The organism is Anaeromyxobacter sp. (assembly GCA_016718565.1).
Lineage (GTDB): Bacteria > Myxococcota > Myxococcia > Myxococcales > Anaeromyxobacteraceae > JADKCZ01.
This window is the reverse complement of record JADKCZ010000002.1, coordinates 258,741-278,571: the sequence shown is the minus strand read 5'-3', so window position 1 is coordinate 278,571 and position 19,831 is coordinate 258,741. Positions and strand designations below refer to the sequence as shown.

Sequence of the window (19,831 nt, the reverse complement as noted above, 5' to 3'; positions counted from 1 at the left end):
TTCGGTCGAGACCAGGAGGGTCACGACACCATGGGCAAGATCATCGGCATCGACCTCGGAACGACCAACTCGGTGGTGGCCGTCATGGACGGCAGGGATCCCATCGTCATCTCCAACGAGGAAGGGTCGCGCATCACGCCCTCCGTGGTGGGGTACGCCAAGGACGGCGAGCGGCTGGTCGGGCAGGTGGCCAAGCGGCAGGCCATCACCAACCCCGAGAAGACCATCTACAGCATCAAGCGGTTCATGGGCCGGCGCTTCGACGAGGTGACCGAGGAGACCAAGCGGGTCCCGTACAAGGTGGTGGAGGGGCCCAACGGGGACGCCCGCATCGAGATCGACGGCAAGCAGAACAGCCCGCCGGAGATCAGCGCCCAGGTGCTGCTCAAGCTGAAGCGGGCCGCCGAGACCCACCTCGGCGAGAAGGTCACCGACGCGGTCATCACCGTGCCGGCCTACTTCAACGACGCCCAGCGCCAGGCCACCAAGGACGCCGGCGAGATCGCCGGCCTCAACGTGCGGCGCATCGTCAACGAGCCCACCGCGGCGGCGCTGGCCTACGGCCTGGACCGCAAGAAGAACGAGAAGATCGCGGTCTACGACTTCGGCGGCGGCACCTTCGACATCTCGGTGCTCGAGGTGGACGAGGACATGGTCCGCGTGCTCGCCACCAACGGCGACACCCACCTGGGCGGCGACAACATCGACCAGGTGCTGATCGACTGGCTCATCGCCGAGTTCAAGAAGGAGAGCGGCATCGACGTCTCCAAGGACAAGATGGTGCTGCAGCGCCTCAAGGAGGCCGCCGAGAAGGCCAAGATCGAGCTCTCCTCCACCATGGAGACCGAGATCAACCTGCCGTTCCTCACCGCCGACCAGACTGGCCCCAAGCACCTGGCCATCAAGCTCACCCGCGCCAAGCTGGAGCAGCTGGTGGCGGACCTCATCGAGCGGTCGATGGAGCCGACCCGCAAGTGCCTGGCCGACGCCAAGCTGTCGGCCGGCCAGATCGACGAGATCGTCATGGTGGGCGGCCAGACCCGCATGCCGGCCATCGTGGAGGCGGTCAAGAAGTTCTTCGGCAAGGACCCCAACCGCACCGTCAACCCCGACGAGGTGGTGGCCATCGGCGCGGCCGTGCAGGCCGGCGTGCTGGCCGGCGACGTCAAGGACCTGCTGCTGGTGGACGTGACCCCGCTCTCGCTGGGCGTGGAGACCCTGGGCGGCGTCACCACCCGGCTCATCGAGCGCAACTCGACCATCCCGTGCAAGAAGTCCGAGACCTTCTCGACCGCCTCGGACAACCAGACCTCGGTGGAGATCCACGTCCTGCAGGGCGAGCGCGAGATGGCCCGGGACAACAAGCCGCTCGGCAAGTTCCACCTCGAGGGGCTGCCCCCGGCGCCCCGCGGCCTGCCGCAGATCGAGGTGACCTTCGACATCGACGCCAACGGCATCCTCAACGTCTCGGCCAAGGACAAGGGCACCGGCAAGGAGACCAAGATCACCATCACCCACAGCTCGGGCCTGGCCAAGGACGAGGTGGAGAAGATGGTGTCGGACGCCCGCGCCCACGAGGTCGACGACAAGAAGCGGCGCGAGGAGGTGGAGCAGCGCAACCGGGCCGAGAACCTGGCCTACCAGATGGAGAAGCTCCTCAAGGAGAACAAGGAGAAGCTCACCCCCGAGACCGCCAAGGAGGTCGAGGAGGCCGTGGCCGCGCTGCACGCGGTGCGCGAGAAGGGGACCGCCGAGGAGGTCAAGGCGGCCGCCGAGCGGCTCGAGAAGGCCAGCCACAAGGCCGCCGAGGAGCTCTACAAGACGGCCGCGCCCGGGGCCGCCCCCGGCGCCCCTCCCGAGGCCGGGCCCGAGGCCCCGCCGGCCGGCGAGGCCAAGAAGGACGACGTGGTGGACGCGGAGTTCAAGCAGGTCTAGGCGCCGCCGCGCGCTCGTCTCCGTCGGCCCGCGTCCTCGCTTTCCGGGGGCGCGGGCCGTACCATGCCAGGCCCCGTGCGGCTCACCATCCTCTCCCGGTCGGCCCGACTGCCCACCACCCGCCGCCTCCTCGAGGCGGCGCGGGCCATGGGGCACCACGCCCGGGTGGTCGACCCGCTGGCCGTGGAGATGGGGCTGGGCGGCGAGCGCCCCACCGTCTCCTGGCGGCGACGCCGCTTCCCCCGCACCGACGTGGTGGTGGCCCGCATCGGCCCCTCCATCCACCAGTACGGCCTCTCGGTGGTGAAGCAGCTCGAGCTGATCGGCCTGCCGGTCCTGAACGGCGCCGCCGCCCTGGCGGCCAGCCGGCACAAGATGCGCAGCCTGCAGCTGCTGGCGGCGGGCGGCGTGCCGGTGCCGCGCACCGTCATGGCGGCCGACGCCTCCGGCCTGCAGGAGATGGTGCGGCTGGTGGGCGGCGTGCCGGTGCTGGTCAAGCTGCTGGCGGCCGGCGGCAAGAGCGGCGTGATGGTGTGCGAGACCATGCAGTCGCTGGAGGCGGCGCTGGAGGCGGTGCTGGGGCTGGGCCAGAACATCGTGGTGCAGCAGGACCTGCGCGGCGCCGGCGGGCGGGACCTGCGGGCGCTGGTGGTGGGCGGCGAGGTGGTGGCGGCGCTCAGGCGCGAGCCGGCCCCGGGGCGCGCCGGCCGCGGCGCCCGGCGGGGCGCCCGCTTCGCCGCGGCCACCCTGCCGCTGGAGCACGGCCGCATCGCGGTGCAGGCCGCCCGGGTGCTGGGCCTGGAGGTGTGCGCCGTGGACATGCTCGACGTGCCGGGCGGGCCGCTGGTCTTCGAGGTGAACGGCACGCCCTCCATCCGCGAGGCCGAGCAGGCCTGCGGGGTGGACGTGGCCAGCCGCATCGTGGCCTGCGCCGCGGCGCTGGCCCGCGGCGCGTGAATCGGTGGTCGCCCCGGGCCGTCCCTGGTATGGGAGGCCCCTCCCGAGGAGGTTCCACGTGACGCTCGCACTCACCGCCGCCCTGGCGCTGCACGCCCTGCTGGCCCAGGCCGCCGACCCCGGCGCCGAGGCGGCCCGCAGCTACCAGCTCGAGGTGGTGGCCGTCCCGCCCGCCCTCCCGGTGGGCGGCGCCGGGGCGCTGCGCATCGCCATCACGCCGGTGGCCAAGACCCATGTGCACCCGCAGGCGCCCCTCAAGGTGACCCTGGCCGCCACCCCGGGCCTGACCCTCTCCAAGGTCAAGCTGGGCCGCGCCGACCTGGCCGATCCCAAGGCCGAGGCGCCGCGCTTCGAGGTGCCGTTCACCGCCGCCGCCGCGGGGGCGCAGGCGGCCACCGTGGTGGTCGACTTCTTCATCTGCAGCGACGCCTGGTGCGTCAAGCAGGTGCGAGAGGTGAAGGTCCCGGTCGAGGTCAGATGAGCGAGGCGCGCGCGTGAGGGTGGTCTACGGCGTCAACCCGGTGAAGGAGCTGCTCCGGGCCGGCGCCCAGGGGCTGTCGGAGCTGTGGGTCGCCGAGGGGGCCCGCTCGGCCGCCCTGGCCGACCTGGCGCGGCAGGCCGAGGCGGCCGGGGCGCGGGTGAAGCACGCCCCCCGCCAGCGGCTCGACCGGCTGGCCGGGGTCGACAAGCACCAGGGGGTGGTGGCGGTGGTGGGCGCGGCGTTCCGCTATGCCGAGGTCCGGGAGATCCTGGCGGCAGCCGAGGCCCGGAACGAGCCCCCCCTGCTGGTCATCCTCGACGGGGTGGAGGATCCGCACCACCTGGGCGCCATCGCCCGGTCGGCCGTGGCCATGGGCGCCCACGGGGTGGTCATCCCGCAGGATCGCGCCGTCGGGGTCACCCCGGCAGCGGTCAAGGCGTCGGCCGGCGTCCTGGAGCGCTGCCTGGTGGCGCGGGTGGTCAACGTCTCGAGGACCCTCGATGACCTGAAGGGGGCAGGCGTCTGGTCGGTGGCCCTGGCGGCCGACGGTGAGCAGGAGCTCGCCCAGGTCGACCTGAAGGGGCCGACGGCCCTGGTGGTCGGCAGCGAGGGGGAGGGGATCCGGGCGCTGGTCCGGAAGACCTGCGACCACGGGGCCCGCATCGGGATGGCCGGAGGGGTGGAGAGCCTCAGCGTGTCGGCGGCGGCCTCGGTCGCCCTGTATGAAGCGGCGCGTCAGCGGCGCGGCCGGAGCCCGGAAAAGAACCGTCCGCTCAGCCCTTGACAGTCGCCCGGGCCTCGTCTACAAGACGCGGCTCCACTCGGCGAGGGTGGGTGGCGGTCGCACGGAGCGCGGCCGGCATGGATCCGAGGAACTTCGGAAGTTTGGGCTGGCGTAGCTCAGTCGGCAGAGCAGCTGCCTTGTAAGCAGCAGGTCGCGGGTTCGACTCCCACCGCCAGCTCCAGGTCGTGGGACCAGAAAGTCGAACGAGAAAGATCCGGAGGGGTTCCCGAGCGGCCAAAGGGAGCAGACTGTAAATCTGCCGGTTCACGCCTTCGGTGGTTCAAATCCACCCCCCTCCACCACTTCGACCGCAGCTTTGAGAAGCAGGGACGCCGGGCCGGGAAGAGGAGCAGCAGAGAGTTGCGGGAATAGCTCAGTTGGTAGAGCGTCAGCCTTCCAAGCTGAATGTCGCCGGTTCGAATCCGGTTTCCCGCTCCAGCGACGTCGTGGCAGCAGGGCAGCACCGAAAAGATCAGCCTTCGTAGCTCAGTCGGTAGAGCGCGTCCTTGGTAAGGACGAGGTCTCCAGTTCAATCCTGGACGAAGGCTCCATTCTTCAGTACCGCGCCGGAGTGGGTCGACCTCCGGCGCCGTCACAGGGAGCGACACCATGGGCAAGGAGAAGTTCGAGCGGAACAAGCCGCACGTGAACGTCGGCACGATCGGGCACGTGGACCACGGGAAGACGACGCTCACCGCGGCCATCACGAAGGTGGCGGCGCAGAAGGGCCTGGCGTCCTTCATGGCGTACGACCAGATCGACAAGGCGCCCGAGGAGCGGGAGCGCGGCATCACCATCGCGACGGCGCACGTGGAGTACCAGACGGCGGCGCGGCACTACGCGCACGTGGACTGCCCCGGCCACGCCGACTACGTGAAGAACATGATCACGGGCGCGGCGCAGATGGACGGCGCCATCCTGGTGGTGTCGGCGGCGGACGGCCCGATGCCGCAGACGCGGGAGCACATCCTGCTGGCCCGGCAGGTGGGCGTTCCGTACATCGTGGTCTACCTGAACAAGTGCGACATGGTGGACGACTCGGAGCTGCTGGACCTGGTGGAGCTGGAGGTCCGCGAGCTGCTGACCAAGTACGAGTTCCCGGGCGACAAGACCCCGATGATCCGCGGCTCGGCGCTCAAGGCGCTGGAGGGCGACAAGGGCGACCTGGGCGAGCCGTCGATCGGCCGGCTGATGGACGCGGTGGACGCGTACATCCCGACGCCGGTGCGTGCCACGGACAAGCCGTTCCTGATGCCGGTGGAGGACGTGTTCTCCATCTCCGGGCGCGGGACGGTGGCGACGGGCCGCGTGGAGCGCGGCATCGTCAAGGTGGGCGAGGAGGTCGAGGTGGTGGGCCTGCGCCCGACGCAGAAGACGGTGGTGACGGGCGTGGAGATGTTCCGCAAGCTGCTGGACGAGGGGCGTGCGGGCGACAACATCGGGGCGCTGCTGCGCGGCCTGAAGCGCGAGGACGTGGAGCGCGGGCAGGTGCTGTCGAAGCCGGGCTCGATCACGCCGCACACCAAGTTCAAGGCGGCGGTCTACGTGCTGACGAAGGAGGAGGGCGGTCGTCACACGCCGTTCTTCAACGGGTACCGGCCGCAGTTCTACTTCCGGACGACGGACGTGACGGGGACGCTGAACCTCCCGGCCGGGGTCGAGATGGTGATGCCGGGAGACAACATCGGCGTCGAGGTGGAGCTCATCACCACCGTGGCGATGGAGAAGGAGCTGCGCTTCGCCATCCGCGAGGGTGGGCGCACCGTCGGCTCCGGCGTCGTCTCCGAGGTCATCCTGTAGCACCGGGAGAGGAACCCAGCCATGGCGTCCAGCCGAAGCATCATCAACATGGAGTGCACCGCTTGCAAGGAGCGGAACTACTCCACCACGAAGAACAAGAAGAAGACGCAGGACAAGCTGTCGCTCTCCAAGTACTGCCCGCGGTGCCGCAAGCACACGGCGCACAAGGAGACGAAGTAGTCCCGTACGCCTTAGGCCAGTAGCTCCAATTGGTAGAGCGGCGGTCTCCAAAACCGCATGTTGGGGGTTCGAGTCCCTCCTGGCCTGCCACCGACCCGGGGAGACGAGGGCGCACCAGCCGCGGTCTCGTCTCCCCGAAAAGAAAAGGCACGTAGACCCATGGATACCGCAGCCGGCGTCGAGCAGCCGAAGCGCTACGTCGCGATCTTCTACGTCCTCGCGGCCATCGCCCTGGGCATGACCCTGGAGAAGATCTTCCAGGGCGTGTTCTCCTACGCGCGGTGGAACGACGCCACGGTGCTGGTCGAGGGCTGGACCGTCGCCTCGGCCCTCGGGTTCCTGGTGGCGGCCGCCGTCGCGGTGGTGGTGTGGCGCCTGCCCCGGACGCAGACCCTCTCGCTCGAGGTCGCCCTGGAGCTGAAGCGGGTGACCTGGCCGAGCATGCGGGAGACGCGCGCGGCCACCATCGCGGTCGTGGTGGCCAGCTTCATCGCCTCCATCATCCTGGGTGCGTTCGACTTCATCTGGGGCAGCCTGAGCGCCCTCGTGTACTAGGGCGCCGCGCCGGCGAGGCTCGCCGGCACGAGTTGCCAGCCGGGGGGCGCCGGCGCACCGAACGGAGATCTGGCATGGCGAAGAAGTGGTACGTGGTCCACACCTACTCGGGGTTCGAGAACAAGGTGAAGAAGTCCCTGGAGGAGCGCGTCAAGCAGGAGGCGCTCCAGGACTTCTTCGGCGAGGTTCTCATCCCGATGGAGGTGGTCCAGGAGATGGTCAAGGGCGAGAAGAAGACTTCCAAGCGGAAGTTCTTCCCCGGCTACATCCTGGTCAACATGGAGATGACCGACTCGACCTGGCACCTCGTCAAGGGGACCTCCAAGGTCACCGGCTTCGTGGGCTCGGCCAAGAACCCCCGCGACGTGCCCTCCATCACCGACGCCGAGGTCTCCCGCCTGACGGCGCAGATCTCCGAGGGCTCGCTCAAGCCGAAGCCCAAGGTCCAGTTCGAGGAGGGGGACCAGGTCCGCGTCATCGACGGCCCGTTCTCCAACTTCAACGGCACCGTCGAGGAAGTGAAGCCGGACAAGGGCAAGGTCCGGGTGCTGGTGTCGATCTTCGGCCGCGCCACCCCGGTCGAGCTGGACTTCATGCAGGTGGAGAAGACCTAACCGGGCGGGCTTCAGCCCGCCCAGGCCTCTCGTCAGCACCAAACAGCAGCGTGGAAGAGCCAACGGGGCTCGCCAGACCACGCAGGGTCGGAAGAAGGACCCGGAAGGAAGGAACCGATGAAGAAGATCACAGGTCAGATCAAGCTGCAGCTCCCGGCCGGCAAGGCCAACCCGGCGCCGCCGGTCGGCCCCGCGCTCGGCCAGCACGGCGTCAACATCATGGAGTTCTGCAAGCAGTTCAACGCGGCCACGCAGGCCCAGGCCAAGGAAGCGCTCATCATCCCGGTGATCATCACCGTGTATGCCGACCGCTCCTTCACCTTCCTGCTCAAGACGCCGCCCGCGGCCATCCTCATCAAGAAGGCCGCCGGCCTGCACACCGAGAAGAAGAAGGGCTCCGGGGCGCACAAGCCCGGCAAGGAGAAGGTGGGCCAGATCAGCAAGAAGCAGGTCGAGCAGATCGCCAAGCTGAAGATGCAGGACATGACGGCTGGCTCCGTCGAGGCCGCGATGCGGACCGTCGAGGGCACCGCGCGCTCCATGGGCATCGACATCGTCGGCTAACGCCGCCTTCAGCGAGGAACGACCAAATGGCTACGATCGGCAAGAAGTTCAAGGCGGTGTCGGCGAAGGTGGACCGGACCAAGCGCTACAAGCTGGACGAGGCGCTCAAGCTGGTGAAGGAGACCGCCTCCAAGAAGTTCGACGAGACGGTGGACGCGGCCATCAACCTGGGCGTGGATCCCAAGCACGCCGACCAGGTGGTGCGCGGCGCCGTGGTCATGCCGCACGGCATGGGCAAGGCCGTCAAGCTGGCGGTGTTCGCCAAGGGCGACAAGGCCAAGGAGGCGGCCGAGGCCGGCGCCGACGTGGTGGGCGCCGAGGACCTGGCGGAGAAGATCCAGGGCGGCTTCATGGACTTCGACAAGGTGCTGGCCACCCCCGACATGATGGGCGTGGTGGGCCGCCTCGGCAAGGTGCTGGGCCCCCGCGGCCTGATGCCGAACCCCAAGGTCGGCACGGTGTCCCTGGACATCGCCCGGGCGGTCAAGGAGCAGAAGGCCGGCAAGGTGGAGTTCCGCGTCGAGAAGGCGGGCATCGTGCACGTCCCCTTCGGCAAGGCCTCCTTCGACCCCCAGAAGCTCCGCGACAACTTCACCGCCATCATGGAGATCATCTTCAAGGCCAAGCCCCAGACCGCCAAGGGCGTCTACCTGAAGAACGTCACCATCTCGTGCACCATGGGGCCCGGCATCAAGATCGACACCGCCGAGCTCTCGTCGCACCACGCCTAGCATCACAGCCTTCGTGTTGAGGAGTTCCCGGCGGCATGACGCCGCCGGGGTTCCTGGTCCAAGACAGCGGGCCCGCCCGCCCCCGAGTGCGAGACGTCAAAGGGGGCAGCGGCCAAGCGACGCCGGGAGGCGTCGACCCGCCGAGACGGAACCTGCGAGTTCAGTACGCAGCGTCCCCTGCTTGGCCAGGGGGTTTTGGTACCGGCCGTCCGGCCGTCCGAAGCCCGAACCAAGCCGCCCGGCGAACGCGCCGGCGGCATGAAAGGTGGTGAATCGGAATGAATCGGACGGAGAAAGAAGCGGTCATCGGCGAGTTGCACGCCAAGATGGCCAAGGCCCGGGCCGCCATCGTGGCGGAGCCCAGGGGACTCGACGTGGAGACGGTCACCGCCCTGCGCAAGAAGCTCAGGGACAACAAGGTGGAGTACCGCGTCGTCAAGAACACCCTCGCCGCACGCGCCGCCAAGGGCACGTCGGTGGAGGTGGTCGCCGACAGGTTCGTGGGGCCGACCGCGCTCGTCATGAGTTACGACGACGTGGTGGCGCCGGCGAAGCTCCTCGCGGAGTTCATGAAGGACCGCGAGAACTTCACCATTCGCGCGGCAGTCGTGGAGGGGAAGCTGGTGGACGCCAAGGGCGTCGCCGCTCTCGCCAAGCTGCCCGGCATCAACGAGCTCCGCGCGCAGATCCTGGGGATGATCACCCAGCCTGCGACGAAGCTTGCCCGCGTCATCGGAACCCCGGCCCAGCAGCTCGCCCGCGTGCTCGGCGCGCGGAAGGAGCAGCTGGAGAAGCAGCCGTAAACGGTACCTGAACCCACGGGGCCGCGCGGGTGCGCGACCTCCAACACGCTGCGGGGCCCGCCGGAGAGGCGAACGCCCCGGACAAGAAAAGGAAGAGAGAACATGGCCGATCTGAATGCCATCGTGGAGCAGCTGTCCGGTCTCACCATCCTCGAGGCCGCCGACCTGGTGAAGCAGCTCGAGACCAAGTGGGGCGTCTCCGCCGCCGCGGCCGTTGCCGCGGCCGGCCCGGCCGCCGCCGCTGCCGCCGCCCCCGCCGAGGAGAAGACCGAGTTCTCGGTCGTCCTCGCCGAGGCCGGCGCCAACAAGATCAACGTCATCAAGGAGGTCCGCGCGGTGACGGGCCTCGGCCTGAAGGAGGCCAAGGACCTGGTCGAGGCCGCCCCCAAGGAGGTCAAGGGTGGGGTGAACAAGGACGAGGCCGCCGAGATCAAGAAGAAGCTCGAGGCCGCCGGCGCCAAGGTCGAGATCAAGTAGGTGGCTGCGGCGTGGGGCGGACCTGGTGGTCCGCCCCGCGCCACCGCTCACAGGGTTCTTTGACGCAGGGGACCGGCGCCGTTACAACCTGCCTCCCCGTCCAGTGACCAGGTGAGCCCGGCCCGAAAGGGCCGCCGATGTGATGGAGCCGGCCGCGAGGCCGGCTAGACGCTTTTCAGCGGCAGCTTCGATCGAAAGAGGTCCGTTCTCGATGGCGACGACGATCCAGAGCAACTTCCGAGTCCGCAGGAACTTCGGGAAGATCAACAAGATCGCGGAGATCCCCAACCTCATCGCCATCCAGAAGTCGAGCTACGACAAGTTCCTCCAGGCCGAGGTCGGCCCGGAGAAGCGGGATGACACCGGCCTGCAGGGCGTCTTCAAGTCGGTCTTCCCCATCAAGGACTTCAACGAGACCAGCTCGCTCGAGTTCGTGAGCTACCACCTCGAGAAGCCCAAGTACGACGTCGACGAGTGCCACCAGCGCGGCATGACCTACTCGGCGCCCATCAAGGTGGTGGTCCGCCTGGTGGTCTGGGACAAGGACGAGGAGACCGGCGCGCAGTCGATCCGCGACGTCAAGGAGCAGGAGGTCTACTTCGGCGAGATCCCGCTCATGACGGAGAACGGGACCTTCATCATCAACGGCACCGAGCGGGTGGTGGTCAGCCAGCTCCACCGCTCCCCGGGCGCCTTCTTCGACCACGACAAGGGCAAGAGCCACGCCTCGGGCAAGCTGCTCTACAACGCCCGCATCATCCCGTACCGTGGGTCCTGGATCGACTTCGAGTTCGACCACAAGGACATCCTGTACGTGCGCATCGACCGGCGCCGCAAGCTGCCGGCCACCGTGCTGCTGCGCGCCCTGGGCGGCGTGCCGGACACGGCCAAGAAGGACCCGGTGGACTTCCGCGGCTCGCCCGAGGAGATCCTCAAGTACTACTACGACGTCGAGACCGTCCGCATCGAGGGCAAGGGGAAGTACGAGAAGGACCTGAACCCCGAGCTCCTCAAGGGCCAGCGCGCCACCCGCGACATCAAGGATCCGCGGACCGGCGAGGTCATCGTCAAGAAGAACCGCAAGTACACCGAGGGCGCCATCAAGAAGCTGGTGGCGGCCAAGATGAAGTCGCTGCCCATCGAGGCGGACGAGGTCTACACCAAGGTCTCCGCCGAGGACGTGGTGGACGAGGCCACCGGCGAGGTCCTGCTGGAGGTCAACGAGGAGGTCACCGAGGCCAAGGTCGAGGAGCTGCGCAAGCGCGACATCGGCCAGTTCAAGGTCCTCTTCATCGACAACCTGAACGTCCTGCCGTCGCTGCGCGACACCCTCATGCAGGACAAGATCGCCTCCCCCGAGGAGGCCATCATGGAGATCTACCGGCGCCTGCGCCCGGGTGATCCGCCGACGCCGGACACGGCCGGCACGCTCTTCCTCAACCTGTTCTTCAACCCGGAGCGCTACGACCTCTCCAAGGTCGGCCGCCTCAAGCTGAACTACAAGTTCGGCATCGACGAGCCGCTCGACAACACCATCCTCACCAAGCGCGACATCCTCGAGGTGGTGCGCTTCCTCATCGACCTCAAGAACGGCAAGCCGAACAAGGACGTCGACGACATCGACCACCTCGGCAACCGCCGCGTCCGCGCGGTCGGCGAGCTGCTGGAGAACCAGTACCGCATCGGCCTGGTCCGCATGGAGCGCGCCATCAAGGAGCGCATGAGCCTGCAGGAGATCGAGACGCTCATGCCGCACGACCTGATCAACGCCAAGCCGGTGACGGCGGTGATCAAGGAGTTCTTCGGCTCGTCCCAGCTCTCGCAGTTCATGGACCAGACCAACCCGCTCTCGGAGGTGACCCACAAGCGGCGCCTCTCGGCCCTCGGGCCGGGCGGCCTGACCCGCGAGCGGGCCGGCTTCGAGGTGCGCGACGTCCACTCCACGCACTACGGCCGCATCTGCCCCATCGAGACGCCGGAAGGCCCGAACATCGGCCTGATCGCGTCGCTCTCCACCTACGCCCGCGTCAACGACTACGGCTTCGTCGAGACCCCCTACCGCAAGGTCGAGAAGGGGCGGGTCACCGACGACGTGACCTTCTACTCGGCGCTCGAGGAGGAGAAGCACATCATCGCGCAGGCCAACGCGCCGGTGGATCGTCGCGGCCACTTCGAGGGCAACAACGTCTCGTGCCGCAAGGAGGGTGAGTACATCCTGGCCCGCCCGGACGAGGTGGACCTGATGGACGTGTCGCCGAACCAGCTGGTCTCGGTGGCCGCCTCCCTGGTGCCGTTCCTGGAGAACGACGACGCCAACCGCGCCCTGATGGGCTCCAACATGCAGCGCCAGGCGGTGCCGCTGCTGCGCACCACCGCCCCGCTGGTGGGCACCGGCATCGAGGCCACCGTGGCCCGCGACTCCGGGGTCACCGTGGTGGCCAAGCGCGACGGCGTGGTCCAGTCCGTCGACGCCGCCCGCATCGTGGTGAAGGCCGACGTGGCCACCGCGACCACCGACGTGGCCAACGAGGTGGACATCTACAACCTCACCAAGTACCAGCGCTCCAACCAGAACACCTGCATCAACCAGAAGCCCATCGTGAAGCCGGGCGAGCGGGTCAAGAAGGGCGACGTCATCGCCGACGGCCCGGCCACCGAGCAGGGCGAGCTGGCCCTGGGCCGCAACATCGTGGTCGCCTTCATGCCGTGGCAGGGCTACAACTTCGAGGACTCCATCCTCCTCTCGGAGCGGCTCATCAAGGAGGACGTGTTCACCTCGGTGCACATCGAGGAGTTCGAGTGCGTCGCCCGTGACACCAAGCTCGGCAAGGAGGAGATCACCCGCGACATCCCCAACGTCGGCGAGGAGGCCCTCAAGGACCTCGACGAGTCGGGCATCATCCGCATCGGCGCCGAGGTCAAGCCGGGCGACATCCTGGTGGGCAAGATCACGCCCAAGGGCGAGACCCAGCTCTCCCCCGAGGAGAAGCTGCTGCGCGCCATCTTCGGCGAGAAGGCCGGCGACGTCCGCGACAGCTCGCTGCGGGTGCCTCCCGGGGTGACCGGCACGGTCATCAACGCCAAGGTCTTCAGCCGCAAGGGCGTCGAGAAGGACGAGCGCGCCAAGGCCATCGAGGAGATGGAGGAGGCCAAGCTCCTCAAGGACCAGAACGACGAGATCAAGATCATCCAGGACTCGGCGTTCCAGAAGATCCGCCGCCTCCTGCTGGGCAAGGAGGCCACCGCCCGGCTGGTGGACGACCGCGGCGAGCAGCTGCTCAAGAAGGGCGACGTCCTCTCGGACGAGCTGCTGGACGGCATCCCGCAGCGCTACTGGGGTGAGCTGGCGGTCGAGGGCGACGTCTCCGACCTGGCCCGCAAGATCGTCGAGAACTTCGAGGAGCAGAAGGAGCTGGTGAAGCTGCTCTTCGGCGAGAAGATCGGCCGCCTCAAGAAGGGCGACGAGCTGCCCCCGGGCGTCATCAAGATGGTGAAGGTGTACGTCGCCATCAAGCGCAAGCTGGCGGTGGGCGACAAGATGGCCGGCCGCCACGGCAACAAGGGCGTGGTGTCGCGCGTGCTGCCCGAGGAGGACCTGCCGTACCTCGAGGACGGCACCCCGGTGGACTTCGTCCTCAACCCGCTCGGCGTGCCCTCGCGCATGAACGTGGGCCAGATCCTCGAGACCCACCTCGGCTGGGCGGCCCGCAACGTGGGCCTGCGGCTGCAGGAGATGATCGAGAAGAACTTCGGACCCGACGTCCTGCGCAAGAAGCTCAAGAAGGTCTTCGACGGCCCGGAGAGCCCGGGCAACGACCGGCTGACGTCGCTCATCGACGATCTGCCCGATCGCGAGCTGCCCAAGCTGGTCCAGAAGCTCAAGAACGGCATCCACATCGCCACGCCGGTCTTCGACGGCGCCCGCGAGGACGAGATGCGGGAGCTGATGGCGCAGGGCGGGGCCACCATGCAGTCGGTCCTCTTCGACGGCCGCACCGGCGAGCCCTTCGACCAGGACGTCACGGTGGGCGTGATGTACATGCTCAAGCTCCACCACCTGGTGGACGAGAAGATCCACGCCCGCTCCATCGGCCCGTACTCGCTGGTGACGCAGCAGCCCCTGGGCGGCAAGGCGCAGTTCGGCGGGCAGCGGCTCGGCGAGATGGAGGTCTGGGCCATGGAGGCCTACGGCGCCGCCTACTCGCTGCAGGAGTTCCTGACCGTCAAGTCGGACGACGTGGTGGGCCGCACCCGCATGTACGAGGCCATCGTCAAGGGCGAGAACACGCTGGAGTCGGGCCTGCCCGAGTCCTTCAACGTGCTCATCAAGGAGCTCCAGAGCCTGGCGCTCGACGTGGAGCTGCTGGAGTCGCCCGAGGCCAAGGCGCAGCGCGAGCTGGAGGCGGCGGCGGCCAGCACCGACCCGCTGGCGCCACGCCCGCCCGGCGGCGGCGAGAAGAAGACGGCCTAGCCGCCGGGTGGCACGCCTCACCGACGAGCAGACGGCCCGATCAGCGGATCAACGGATTTCGAGCAGCGAGGAGTCGACGTGAAGGACATCTTCAATTTCTTCGAGAAGCCCAAGGACCCGCTGTCGTTCTCGGCCATCCGCATCTCGCTGGCCAGCCCGGACAAGATCCGCCAGTGGTCGCACGGCGAGGTGAAGAAGCCGGAGACCATCAACTACCGGACCTTCAAGCCGGAGCGGGACGGCCTGTTCTGCGCCAAGATCTTCGGCCCGGTGAAGGACTACGAGTGCAACTGCGGCAAGTACAAGCGCATGAAGCACCGGGGCGTGGTCTGCGAGAAGTGCGGCGTCGAGGTCATCCAGTCCAAGGTGCGGCGCGAGCGGCTGGGCCACATCACCCTGGCCACGCCGGTCGCCCACATCTGGTTCCTCAAGTCGCTGCCCTCGCGCATCGGCAACCTGCTCGACATCACGCTCAAGGACCTGGAGAAGGTCCTCTACTGCGAGTCGTTCATCGTCATCGACCCCAAGACCACGCCGCTGCTGCGCGGTGAGCTCCTCAGCGAGGAGCGCTACCACAAGGCCATGGAGGAGCACGGCGAGGACGGCTTCTCCGCCGGCATGGGCGGCGAGGCGGTGCTGGAGCTGCTGCGCGCCGTCGGCCCGGCCGACGGCAGCTACGGCGAGGGCATCCGCGGCCTGGGCGAGGAGCTGCGCGCCGAGATGCGCGTGGCCACCAGCGACGCCAAGCGGAAGAAGATCGCCAAGCGGCTCAAGGTGGTCGAGGCCTTCCTCGACTCCGGCAACCGCCCGGACTGGATGATGCTGGAGGTCATCCCGGTCATCCCGCCCGACCTGCGCCCGCTGGTGCCCCTGGACGGCGGCCGCTTCGCCACCTCGGACCTCAACGACCTCTACCGCCGCGTCATCAACCGCAACAACCGGCTCAAGCGGCTGCAGGAGCTGAACGCCCCCGACATCATCATCCGCAACGAGAAGCGGATGCTGCAGGAGGCGGTGGACGCCCTCTTCGACAACGGGCGCCGCGGCAAGACCATCACCGGCCCCAACAAGCGCCCCCTCAAGTCCCTCAGCGACATGCTGAAGGGCAAGCAGGGCCGCTTCCGCCAGAACCTGCTGGGCAAGCGGGTCGACTACTCCGGCCGCTCGGTCATCGTGGTGGGCCCGGAGCTCAAGCTCCACCAGTGCGGCCTGCCCAAGATCATGGCCCTCGAGCTCTTCAAGCCGTTCATCTACAACAAGCTCGAGGAGAAGGGGTACGTCACCACCATCAAGTCGGCCAAGAAGATGGTGGAGAAGGAGCGCCCCGAGGTCTGGGACATCCTCGACGAGGTGATCCGCGAGCACCCGGTGCTCCTCAACCGCGCCCCCACGCTGCACCGCCTGGGCATCCAGGCCTTCGAGCCGGTGCTCATCGAGGGCAAGGCCATCCAGCTCCACCCGCTGGTGTGCACCGCCTTCAACGCCGACTTCGACGGCGATCAGATGGCCGTCCACGTGCCCCTCTCCATCGAGGCGCAGATGGAGGCCCGCGTGCTCATGATGAGCACGAACAACATCCTCTCGCCGGCGCACGGCAAGCCCATCATCGTGCCGTCGCAGGACATCGTCCTCGGCATCTACTACATGACCCGCGAGCGGGCCTTCGCCAAGGGCGAGGGCAAGGCGTTCGCCAGCCCGGAGGAGGTCCGGGCCGCCTACGACCAGGGCGAGGTCGAGCTCCAGGCCAAGGTCTGGGTGCGCATGGAGGGCGTGCGCGTCGAGACCACCATCGGCCGCGTGCTGCTCTACGACATCGTGCCGAAGCGGCTGCCCTTCGACACGGTCAACAAGGTCATGGACAAGAAGCAGCTCCAGGGCCTCATCGACCAGACCTACCGGCTCTGCGGCGAGAAGGAGACGGTGCTGCTGGCCGACCGCGTGCGGTCGCTGGGCTACGGCAACGCCACCAAGGCCGGCATCTCCATCGCGCTCGACAACATGGTGATCCCGCCCAAGAAGCAGGAGCTGCTGGAGGGCGCCACCCGCGAGGTGGACGACATCCAGACCCAGTACGCCGAGGGCCTGATCACCGACGGCGAGCGCTACAACAAGGTCATCGACATCTGGGCGCAGGTCACCGAGAAGGTGGCCCAGGAGATGATGGGCCAGATCGGCACCGACCTGGCCCACGGCGTCGGCAAGGACGGCAAGAAGGAGGAGCGCCGGCAGCCCTCCTTCAACCCCATCTTCATCATGGCCGACTCCGGCGCCCGCGGCTCGGCGCAGCAGATCCGGCAGCTGGCCGGCATGCGCGGCCTGATGGCCAAGCCGTCCGGCGAGATCATCGCCACGCCCATCACGGCCAACTTCCGCGAGGGCCTGAACGTCCTGCAGTACTTCATCTCGACCCACGGCGCCCGCAAGGGCCTGGCCGACACGGCGCTCAAGACCGCCAACTCCGGCTACCTGACCCGCCGCCTCGTCGACGTGGCCCAGGACGCCATCATCACCGAGTACGACTGCGGCGCCATGGACGGCATCACCCTGGGTGCGCTGGTCGAGGGCGGCGAGATCATCGAGCCCATGGGCGAGCGCATCCTGGGCCGGGTGGCCCTGGACGACATCTACGACTCCTTCAGCGGCGCCGTGGTGGTGCAGGCCAACGAGGAGATCGACGAGAACAAGGTCAAGGCCGTCGACGCGGCCGGCATCGACAAGGTGCGCATCCGCTCGGTGCTGACCTGCCAGGCGCGGCGCGGCATCTGCGTGGAGTGCTACGGCCGTGACCTGGCCCGCGGGCGCAAGGTGTCGGTCGGCGAGGCGGTCGGCGTCATCGCCGCCCAGTCCATCGGCGAGCCGGGCACCCAGCTCACCATGCGGACCTTCCACATCGGCGGCGCCGCGTCCCGGCGCGCCGAGCAGTCCAGCCTGGAGAACCGCAACGCCGGCGTGGTGAAGCTGCTCAACGTGACGGTGGCCAAGAAGAAGGACGGCACCATCATCGTCATGAACCGCAACGGCGAGCTGCTCGTGACCGACGAGCAGGGCCGCGAGCGGGAGCGCTACAGCCTGGTCTACGGCGCCAAGCTGCAGGTGGTGGAGGGGCAGCGCCTGCCCGGCGCCGTCCTGCTGGCCGAGTGGGACCCGTACTCCTCGCCCATCATCACCGAGGTGGCCGGCCGCCTGAAGTTCGGCGACCTGGTCGACGGCGTCACCATCAACGACTCGGTGGACGAGGTGACCGGCCTGTCGCGCAAGACGGTCATCACCTCCAAGGATCCGGACGCCCGGCCCCGCATGTCCATCAAGGGCGAGGACGGCCAGACCCGCAAGCTGGCCAACTCGGAGGCCGACGCCCGCTACATGCTGCCCGAGGGCGCCACCCTGGTGGTCAACGACGGCGACGAGGTGGACGCCGGCGACGTCATCGCCAAGATGCCGCGCGACTCCGCCAAGACCAAGGACATCACCGGCGGCCTGCCGCGGGTGGCCGAGCTCTTCGAGGCCCGCAAGCCCAAGGAGCACGCGGTCATCTCCGAGATCGACGGCGTGGTGGCCTTCGGCAAGGACACCAAGGGCAAGCGCAAGCTGGTCATCACCCCCGAGGTGGACGGCAAGCTGCGCCCCGACCTGGCCAAGGAGTACCTGATCGCCAAGGGCAAGCACATCAGCGTGCACACCGGCGACCGGGTGCGCGCCGGCGAGGCCCTGATGGACGGCTCCTCCAACCCGCACGACATCCTCCGGGTGCTGGGCGAGAAGGAGCTGGCGCGCTGGCTGGTGGACGAGGTGCAGGAGGTCTACCGGCTCCAGGGCGTGAAGATCAACGACAAGCACATCGAGACCATCGTCCGCATGATGCTGCGCCGCGTGCGCGTGCTGGACGTCGGCGACGCCAACTTCCTGGCCGACGAGCAGGTCGAGAAGTGGGTCTTCGAGGAGGAGAACGACCGGGTGCTCAAGGCGGGCGGCAAGCCGGCCCAGGCCGAGCCGCTGCTCCTCGGCATCACCAAGGCGTCGCTGTCGACCGAGTCCTTCATCTCGGCCTCGTCCTTCCAGGAGACCACCAAGGTGCTCACCGAGGCCGCCATCAGCGGCAAGGTGGACAACCTGCGCGGCCTCAAGGAGAACGTCATCATGGGCCGGCTCATCCCCGCCGGCACCGGCCTGCACCACTACAAGCACCTCGACATCGAGGTGGAGACCCCCATCGACGCGGTGGAGGAGGCCGAGGAGGCCTTGGCCGTGGCGTCTGGCGGCGAGGAGTAGGCACCTCTCGTCCGGTCTTTGTCCGGCTGTTTTCCGCTTAGGGTCCGGTCCCACTTGGGGCCGGACCCTTTCGTTGTTTGCGGACCGAGGATCGCCCTCGTTCCGCCAAGCAGTTGATTCCACTCAACTCGACCGATGAGAGTAAGTCGCAATAGAGACCCATTCGGGACTTGAGACGCGTCAATCTGACCGCTCCCGGATGGACCTGTGCCGTTGGGGGAATGGCAGATGTGCGCAAATGTTCTAGGTTGTGGGCACGGAGACGGGAGTCCGTTCGAAGATCCGGAACTCCCCTTATCCAGGCAGCATTTGTCTGTAGTTGACCAACTCGGTCCAGATTGCTAACCTGACGTTACGTAAGCTCCATCGACTGAACACCACGACGGCGAACTTCAGCCGAACGGCAGAGAGGCAGACTCAATGAGGACGGCGACGACGCAGCGCGGAAGCAGGGAGTTCGATGAACTCGCTCCGTACCTGAAGGCGGTGCGGGACTACCCGCCGCTCTCCCGGGAAGAGGAGCACGTGCACGCCCTGCGGGCGCGCAAGGGCGACGTCCGCTCGAAGCAGAAGCTGGTGCGCCACAACCTGGCCTTCGTGGTGGCCATCTCGCGGAAGCAGCGGCGCGGCACCGTCCGGCTCGACGACCTCATCCAGGAGGGCAACGTCGGCCTGATGCGGGCCGTCGAGAAGTTCGACCCGCACGCCGGCACCCGCTTCTCCACCTACGCCGTCTGGTGGATCCGGGCCTACGTGGGCAAGTACCTCAAGGAGGCCCGCAGCACGGTGCGCCCGCAGAGCGGCACCGTCGCCCAGCCGGACCTCTCCCTCGACAGCTCCATCGACGAGGAGGGTGACGCCACCCACCTCGAGCGGATCGAGGACGACGGACCGGGCCCGGAGGAGCTGTACCTGATGACCGAGGGCGACCGCGACGTGCGGGACGCGCTCGGCAAGGTGCGCAAGCGCATCGGCGAGCTCGGCTGGGACATCGTGCACAACCGGCTCGAGCAGGACCAGCCGCGCACGCTGGAGGAGATCGGCAAGCGCTGGGGCGTCTCGCGTGAGCGGGTCCGCCAGGTGGAGCTGAAGACCAAGCAGTTCCTGGAGAGGTACCTGACGCCCGGCGAGCGCGACGCCGCCTAGGGCCGGTCCACCGTCCACCCGCCGCACCGAAGCCCTCCACCCCCACCGGTGGAGGGCTTCTCCG

At 68.1% G+C, this 19,831-nt stretch carries 14 protein-coding genes, 5 tRNA genes and 1 pseudogene; all 20 read left to right on the top strand.

Annotated features, from left to right (window positions below):
- The first annotated feature begins 30 nt into the window (after positions 1-30).
- Positions 31-1,935 (top strand): molecular chaperone DnaK, encoded by a 1,905-nt coding sequence (dnaK, locus tag IPO09_07940; GenBank protein ID MBK9517271.1) that lies wholly within the window; start codon positions 31-33, stop codon positions 1,933-1,935.
- A 75-nt stretch (positions 1,936-2,010) separates the two neighbouring features.
- Complete coding sequence (locus IPO09_07935; protein MBK9517270.1) at positions 2,011-2,892, top strand: RimK family alpha-L-glutamate ligase; 882 nt, start codon at positions 2,011-2,013, stop codon at positions 2,890-2,892.
- 58 nt (positions 2,893-2,950) lie between these two features.
- A complete protein-coding gene (locus tag IPO09_07930) occupies positions 2,951-3,373 on the top strand; it encodes a hypothetical protein (protein MBK9517269.1) in 423 nt (140 codons plus the stop codon).
- Positions 3,374-3,386: 13 nt separating this feature from the next.
- Positions 3,387-4,157: a 23S rRNA (guanosine(2251)-2'-O)-methyltransferase RlmB gene (rlmB, locus tag IPO09_07925; protein MBK9517268.1), complete on the top strand. Its 771-nt coding sequence runs from the start codon at positions 3,387-3,389 to the stop codon at positions 4,155-4,157.
- 105 nt (positions 4,158-4,262) lie between these two features.
- Positions 4,263-4,338, top strand: a tRNA-Thr gene (locus tag IPO09_07920).
- A gap of 35 nt (positions 4,339-4,373) precedes the next feature.
- A tRNA-Tyr gene (locus IPO09_07915) sits at positions 4,374-4,459 on the top strand.
- A 60-nt stretch (positions 4,460-4,519) separates the two neighbouring features.
- Positions 4,520-4,595, top strand: a tRNA-Gly gene (locus IPO09_07910).
- 37 nt (positions 4,596-4,632) lie between these two features.
- Positions 4,633-4,708: transfer RNA gene (locus IPO09_07905), tRNA-Thr, on the top strand.
- A gap of 58 nt (positions 4,709-4,766) precedes the next feature.
- On the top strand, positions 4,767-5,957 hold the full coding sequence (gene tuf / locus IPO09_07900) for an elongation factor Tu (GenBank protein MBK9517267.1): 1,191 nt from the start codon (positions 4,767-4,769) through the stop codon (positions 5,955-5,957).
- Between the two features lie 21 nt (positions 5,958-5,978).
- Positions 5,979-6,137, top strand: coding sequence for a 50S ribosomal protein L33 (gene rpmG / locus IPO09_07895; protein ID MBK9517266.1), 159 nt, complete (start codon positions 5,979-5,981; stop codon positions 6,135-6,137).
- Positions 6,138-6,150: 13 nt separating this feature from the next.
- A tRNA-Trp gene (locus IPO09_07890) sits at positions 6,151-6,227 on the top strand.
- A 69-nt stretch (positions 6,228-6,296) separates the two neighbouring features.
- The gene (gene secE / locus IPO09_07885; protein ID MBK9517265.1) at positions 6,297-6,692 is read left to right on the top strand and encodes a preprotein translocase subunit SecE; all 396 of its coding nucleotides are present in this window, start codon (positions 6,297-6,299) and stop codon (positions 6,690-6,692) included.
- A gap of 74 nt (positions 6,693-6,766) precedes the next feature.
- Positions 6,767-7,306, top strand: a complete 540-nt coding sequence (nusG, locus tag IPO09_07880; protein MBK9517264.1) for a transcription termination/antitermination protein NusG — start codon at positions 6,767-6,769, stop codon at positions 7,304-7,306.
- A gap of 117 nt (positions 7,307-7,423) precedes the next feature.
- A complete protein-coding gene (gene rplK / locus IPO09_07875) occupies positions 7,424-7,870 on the top strand; it encodes a 50S ribosomal protein L11 (protein ID MBK9517263.1) in 447 nt (148 codons plus the stop codon).
- 26 nt (positions 7,871-7,896) lie between these two features.
- Complete coding sequence (locus IPO09_07870) at positions 7,897-8,601, top strand: 50S ribosomal protein L1 (GenBank protein MBK9517262.1); 705 nt, start codon at positions 7,897-7,899, stop codon at positions 8,599-8,601.
- 278 nt (positions 8,602-8,879) lie between these two features.
- Positions 8,880-9,404, top strand: coding sequence for a 50S ribosomal protein L10 (locus tag IPO09_07865; protein ID MBK9517261.1), 525 nt, complete (start codon positions 8,880-8,882; stop codon positions 9,402-9,404).
- Positions 9,405-9,506: 102 nt separating this feature from the next.
- Positions 9,507-9,881: a 50S ribosomal protein L7/L12 gene (rplL, locus tag IPO09_07860; protein MBK9517260.1), complete on the top strand. Its 375-nt coding sequence runs from the start codon at positions 9,507-9,509 to the stop codon at positions 9,879-9,881.
- 211 nt (positions 9,882-10,092) lie between these two features.
- Positions 10,093-14,253 (top strand): annotated as a pseudogene (gene rpoB, locus IPO09_07855) (DNA-directed RNA polymerase subunit beta).
- A 177-nt stretch (positions 14,254-14,430) separates the two neighbouring features.
- Positions 14,431-18,621 carry a DNA-directed RNA polymerase subunit beta' gene (gene rpoC, locus IPO09_07850; GenBank protein ID MBK9517259.1) on the top strand — a complete coding sequence of 1,397 codons (4,191 nt, stop codon included), beginning with the start codon at positions 14,431-14,433 and terminating at the stop codon, positions 18,619-18,621.
- Between the two features lie 420 nt (positions 18,622-19,041).
- Positions 19,042-19,767 carry a sigma-70 family RNA polymerase sigma factor gene (locus IPO09_07845; protein MBK9517258.1) on the top strand — a complete coding sequence of 242 codons (726 nt, stop codon included), beginning with the start codon at positions 19,042-19,044 and terminating at the stop codon, positions 19,765-19,767.
- The last annotated feature ends 64 nt before the right edge of the window (positions 19,768-19,831 follow it).

What these genes read in the sequence shown, in the direction of transcription:
- IPO09_07870 (MBK9517262.1), top strand. Translation starts at nt 7,897, where the DNA reads ATGGCTACGATCGGCAAGAAGTTCAAGGCGGTGTCGGCGAAGGTGGAC.
- rplL (MBK9517260.1), top strand. Translation starts at nt 9,507, where the DNA reads ATGGCCGATCTGAATGCCATCGTGGAGCAGCTGTCCGGTCTCACCATC.
- rplK (MBK9517263.1), top strand. Translation starts at nt 7,424, where the DNA reads ATGAAGAAGATCACAGGTCAGATCAAGCTGCAGCTCCCGGCCGGCAAG.
- secE (MBK9517265.1), top strand. Translation starts at nt 6,297, where the DNA reads ATGGATACCGCAGCCGGCGTCGAGCAGCCGAAGCGCTACGTCGCGATC.
- dnaK (MBK9517271.1), top strand. Translation starts at nt 31, where the DNA reads ATGGGCAAGATCATCGGCATCGACCTCGGAACGACCAACTCGGTGGTG.
- nusG (MBK9517264.1), top strand. Translation starts at nt 6,767, where the DNA reads ATGGCGAAGAAGTGGTACGTGGTCCACACCTACTCGGGGTTCGAGAAC.
- IPO09_07845 (MBK9517258.1), top strand. Translation starts at nt 19,042, where the DNA reads ATGAGGACGGCGACGACGCAGCGCGGAAGCAGGGAGTTCGATGAACTC.
- rpmG (MBK9517266.1), top strand. Translation starts at nt 5,979, where the DNA reads ATGGCGTCCAGCCGAAGCATCATCAACATGGAGTGCACCGCTTGCAAG.
- IPO09_07865 (MBK9517261.1), top strand. Translation starts at nt 8,880, where the DNA reads ATGAATCGGACGGAGAAAGAAGCGGTCATCGGCGAGTTGCACGCCAAG.
- tuf (MBK9517267.1), top strand. Translation starts at nt 4,767, where the DNA reads ATGGGCAAGGAGAAGTTCGAGCGGAACAAGCCGCACGTGAACGTCGGC.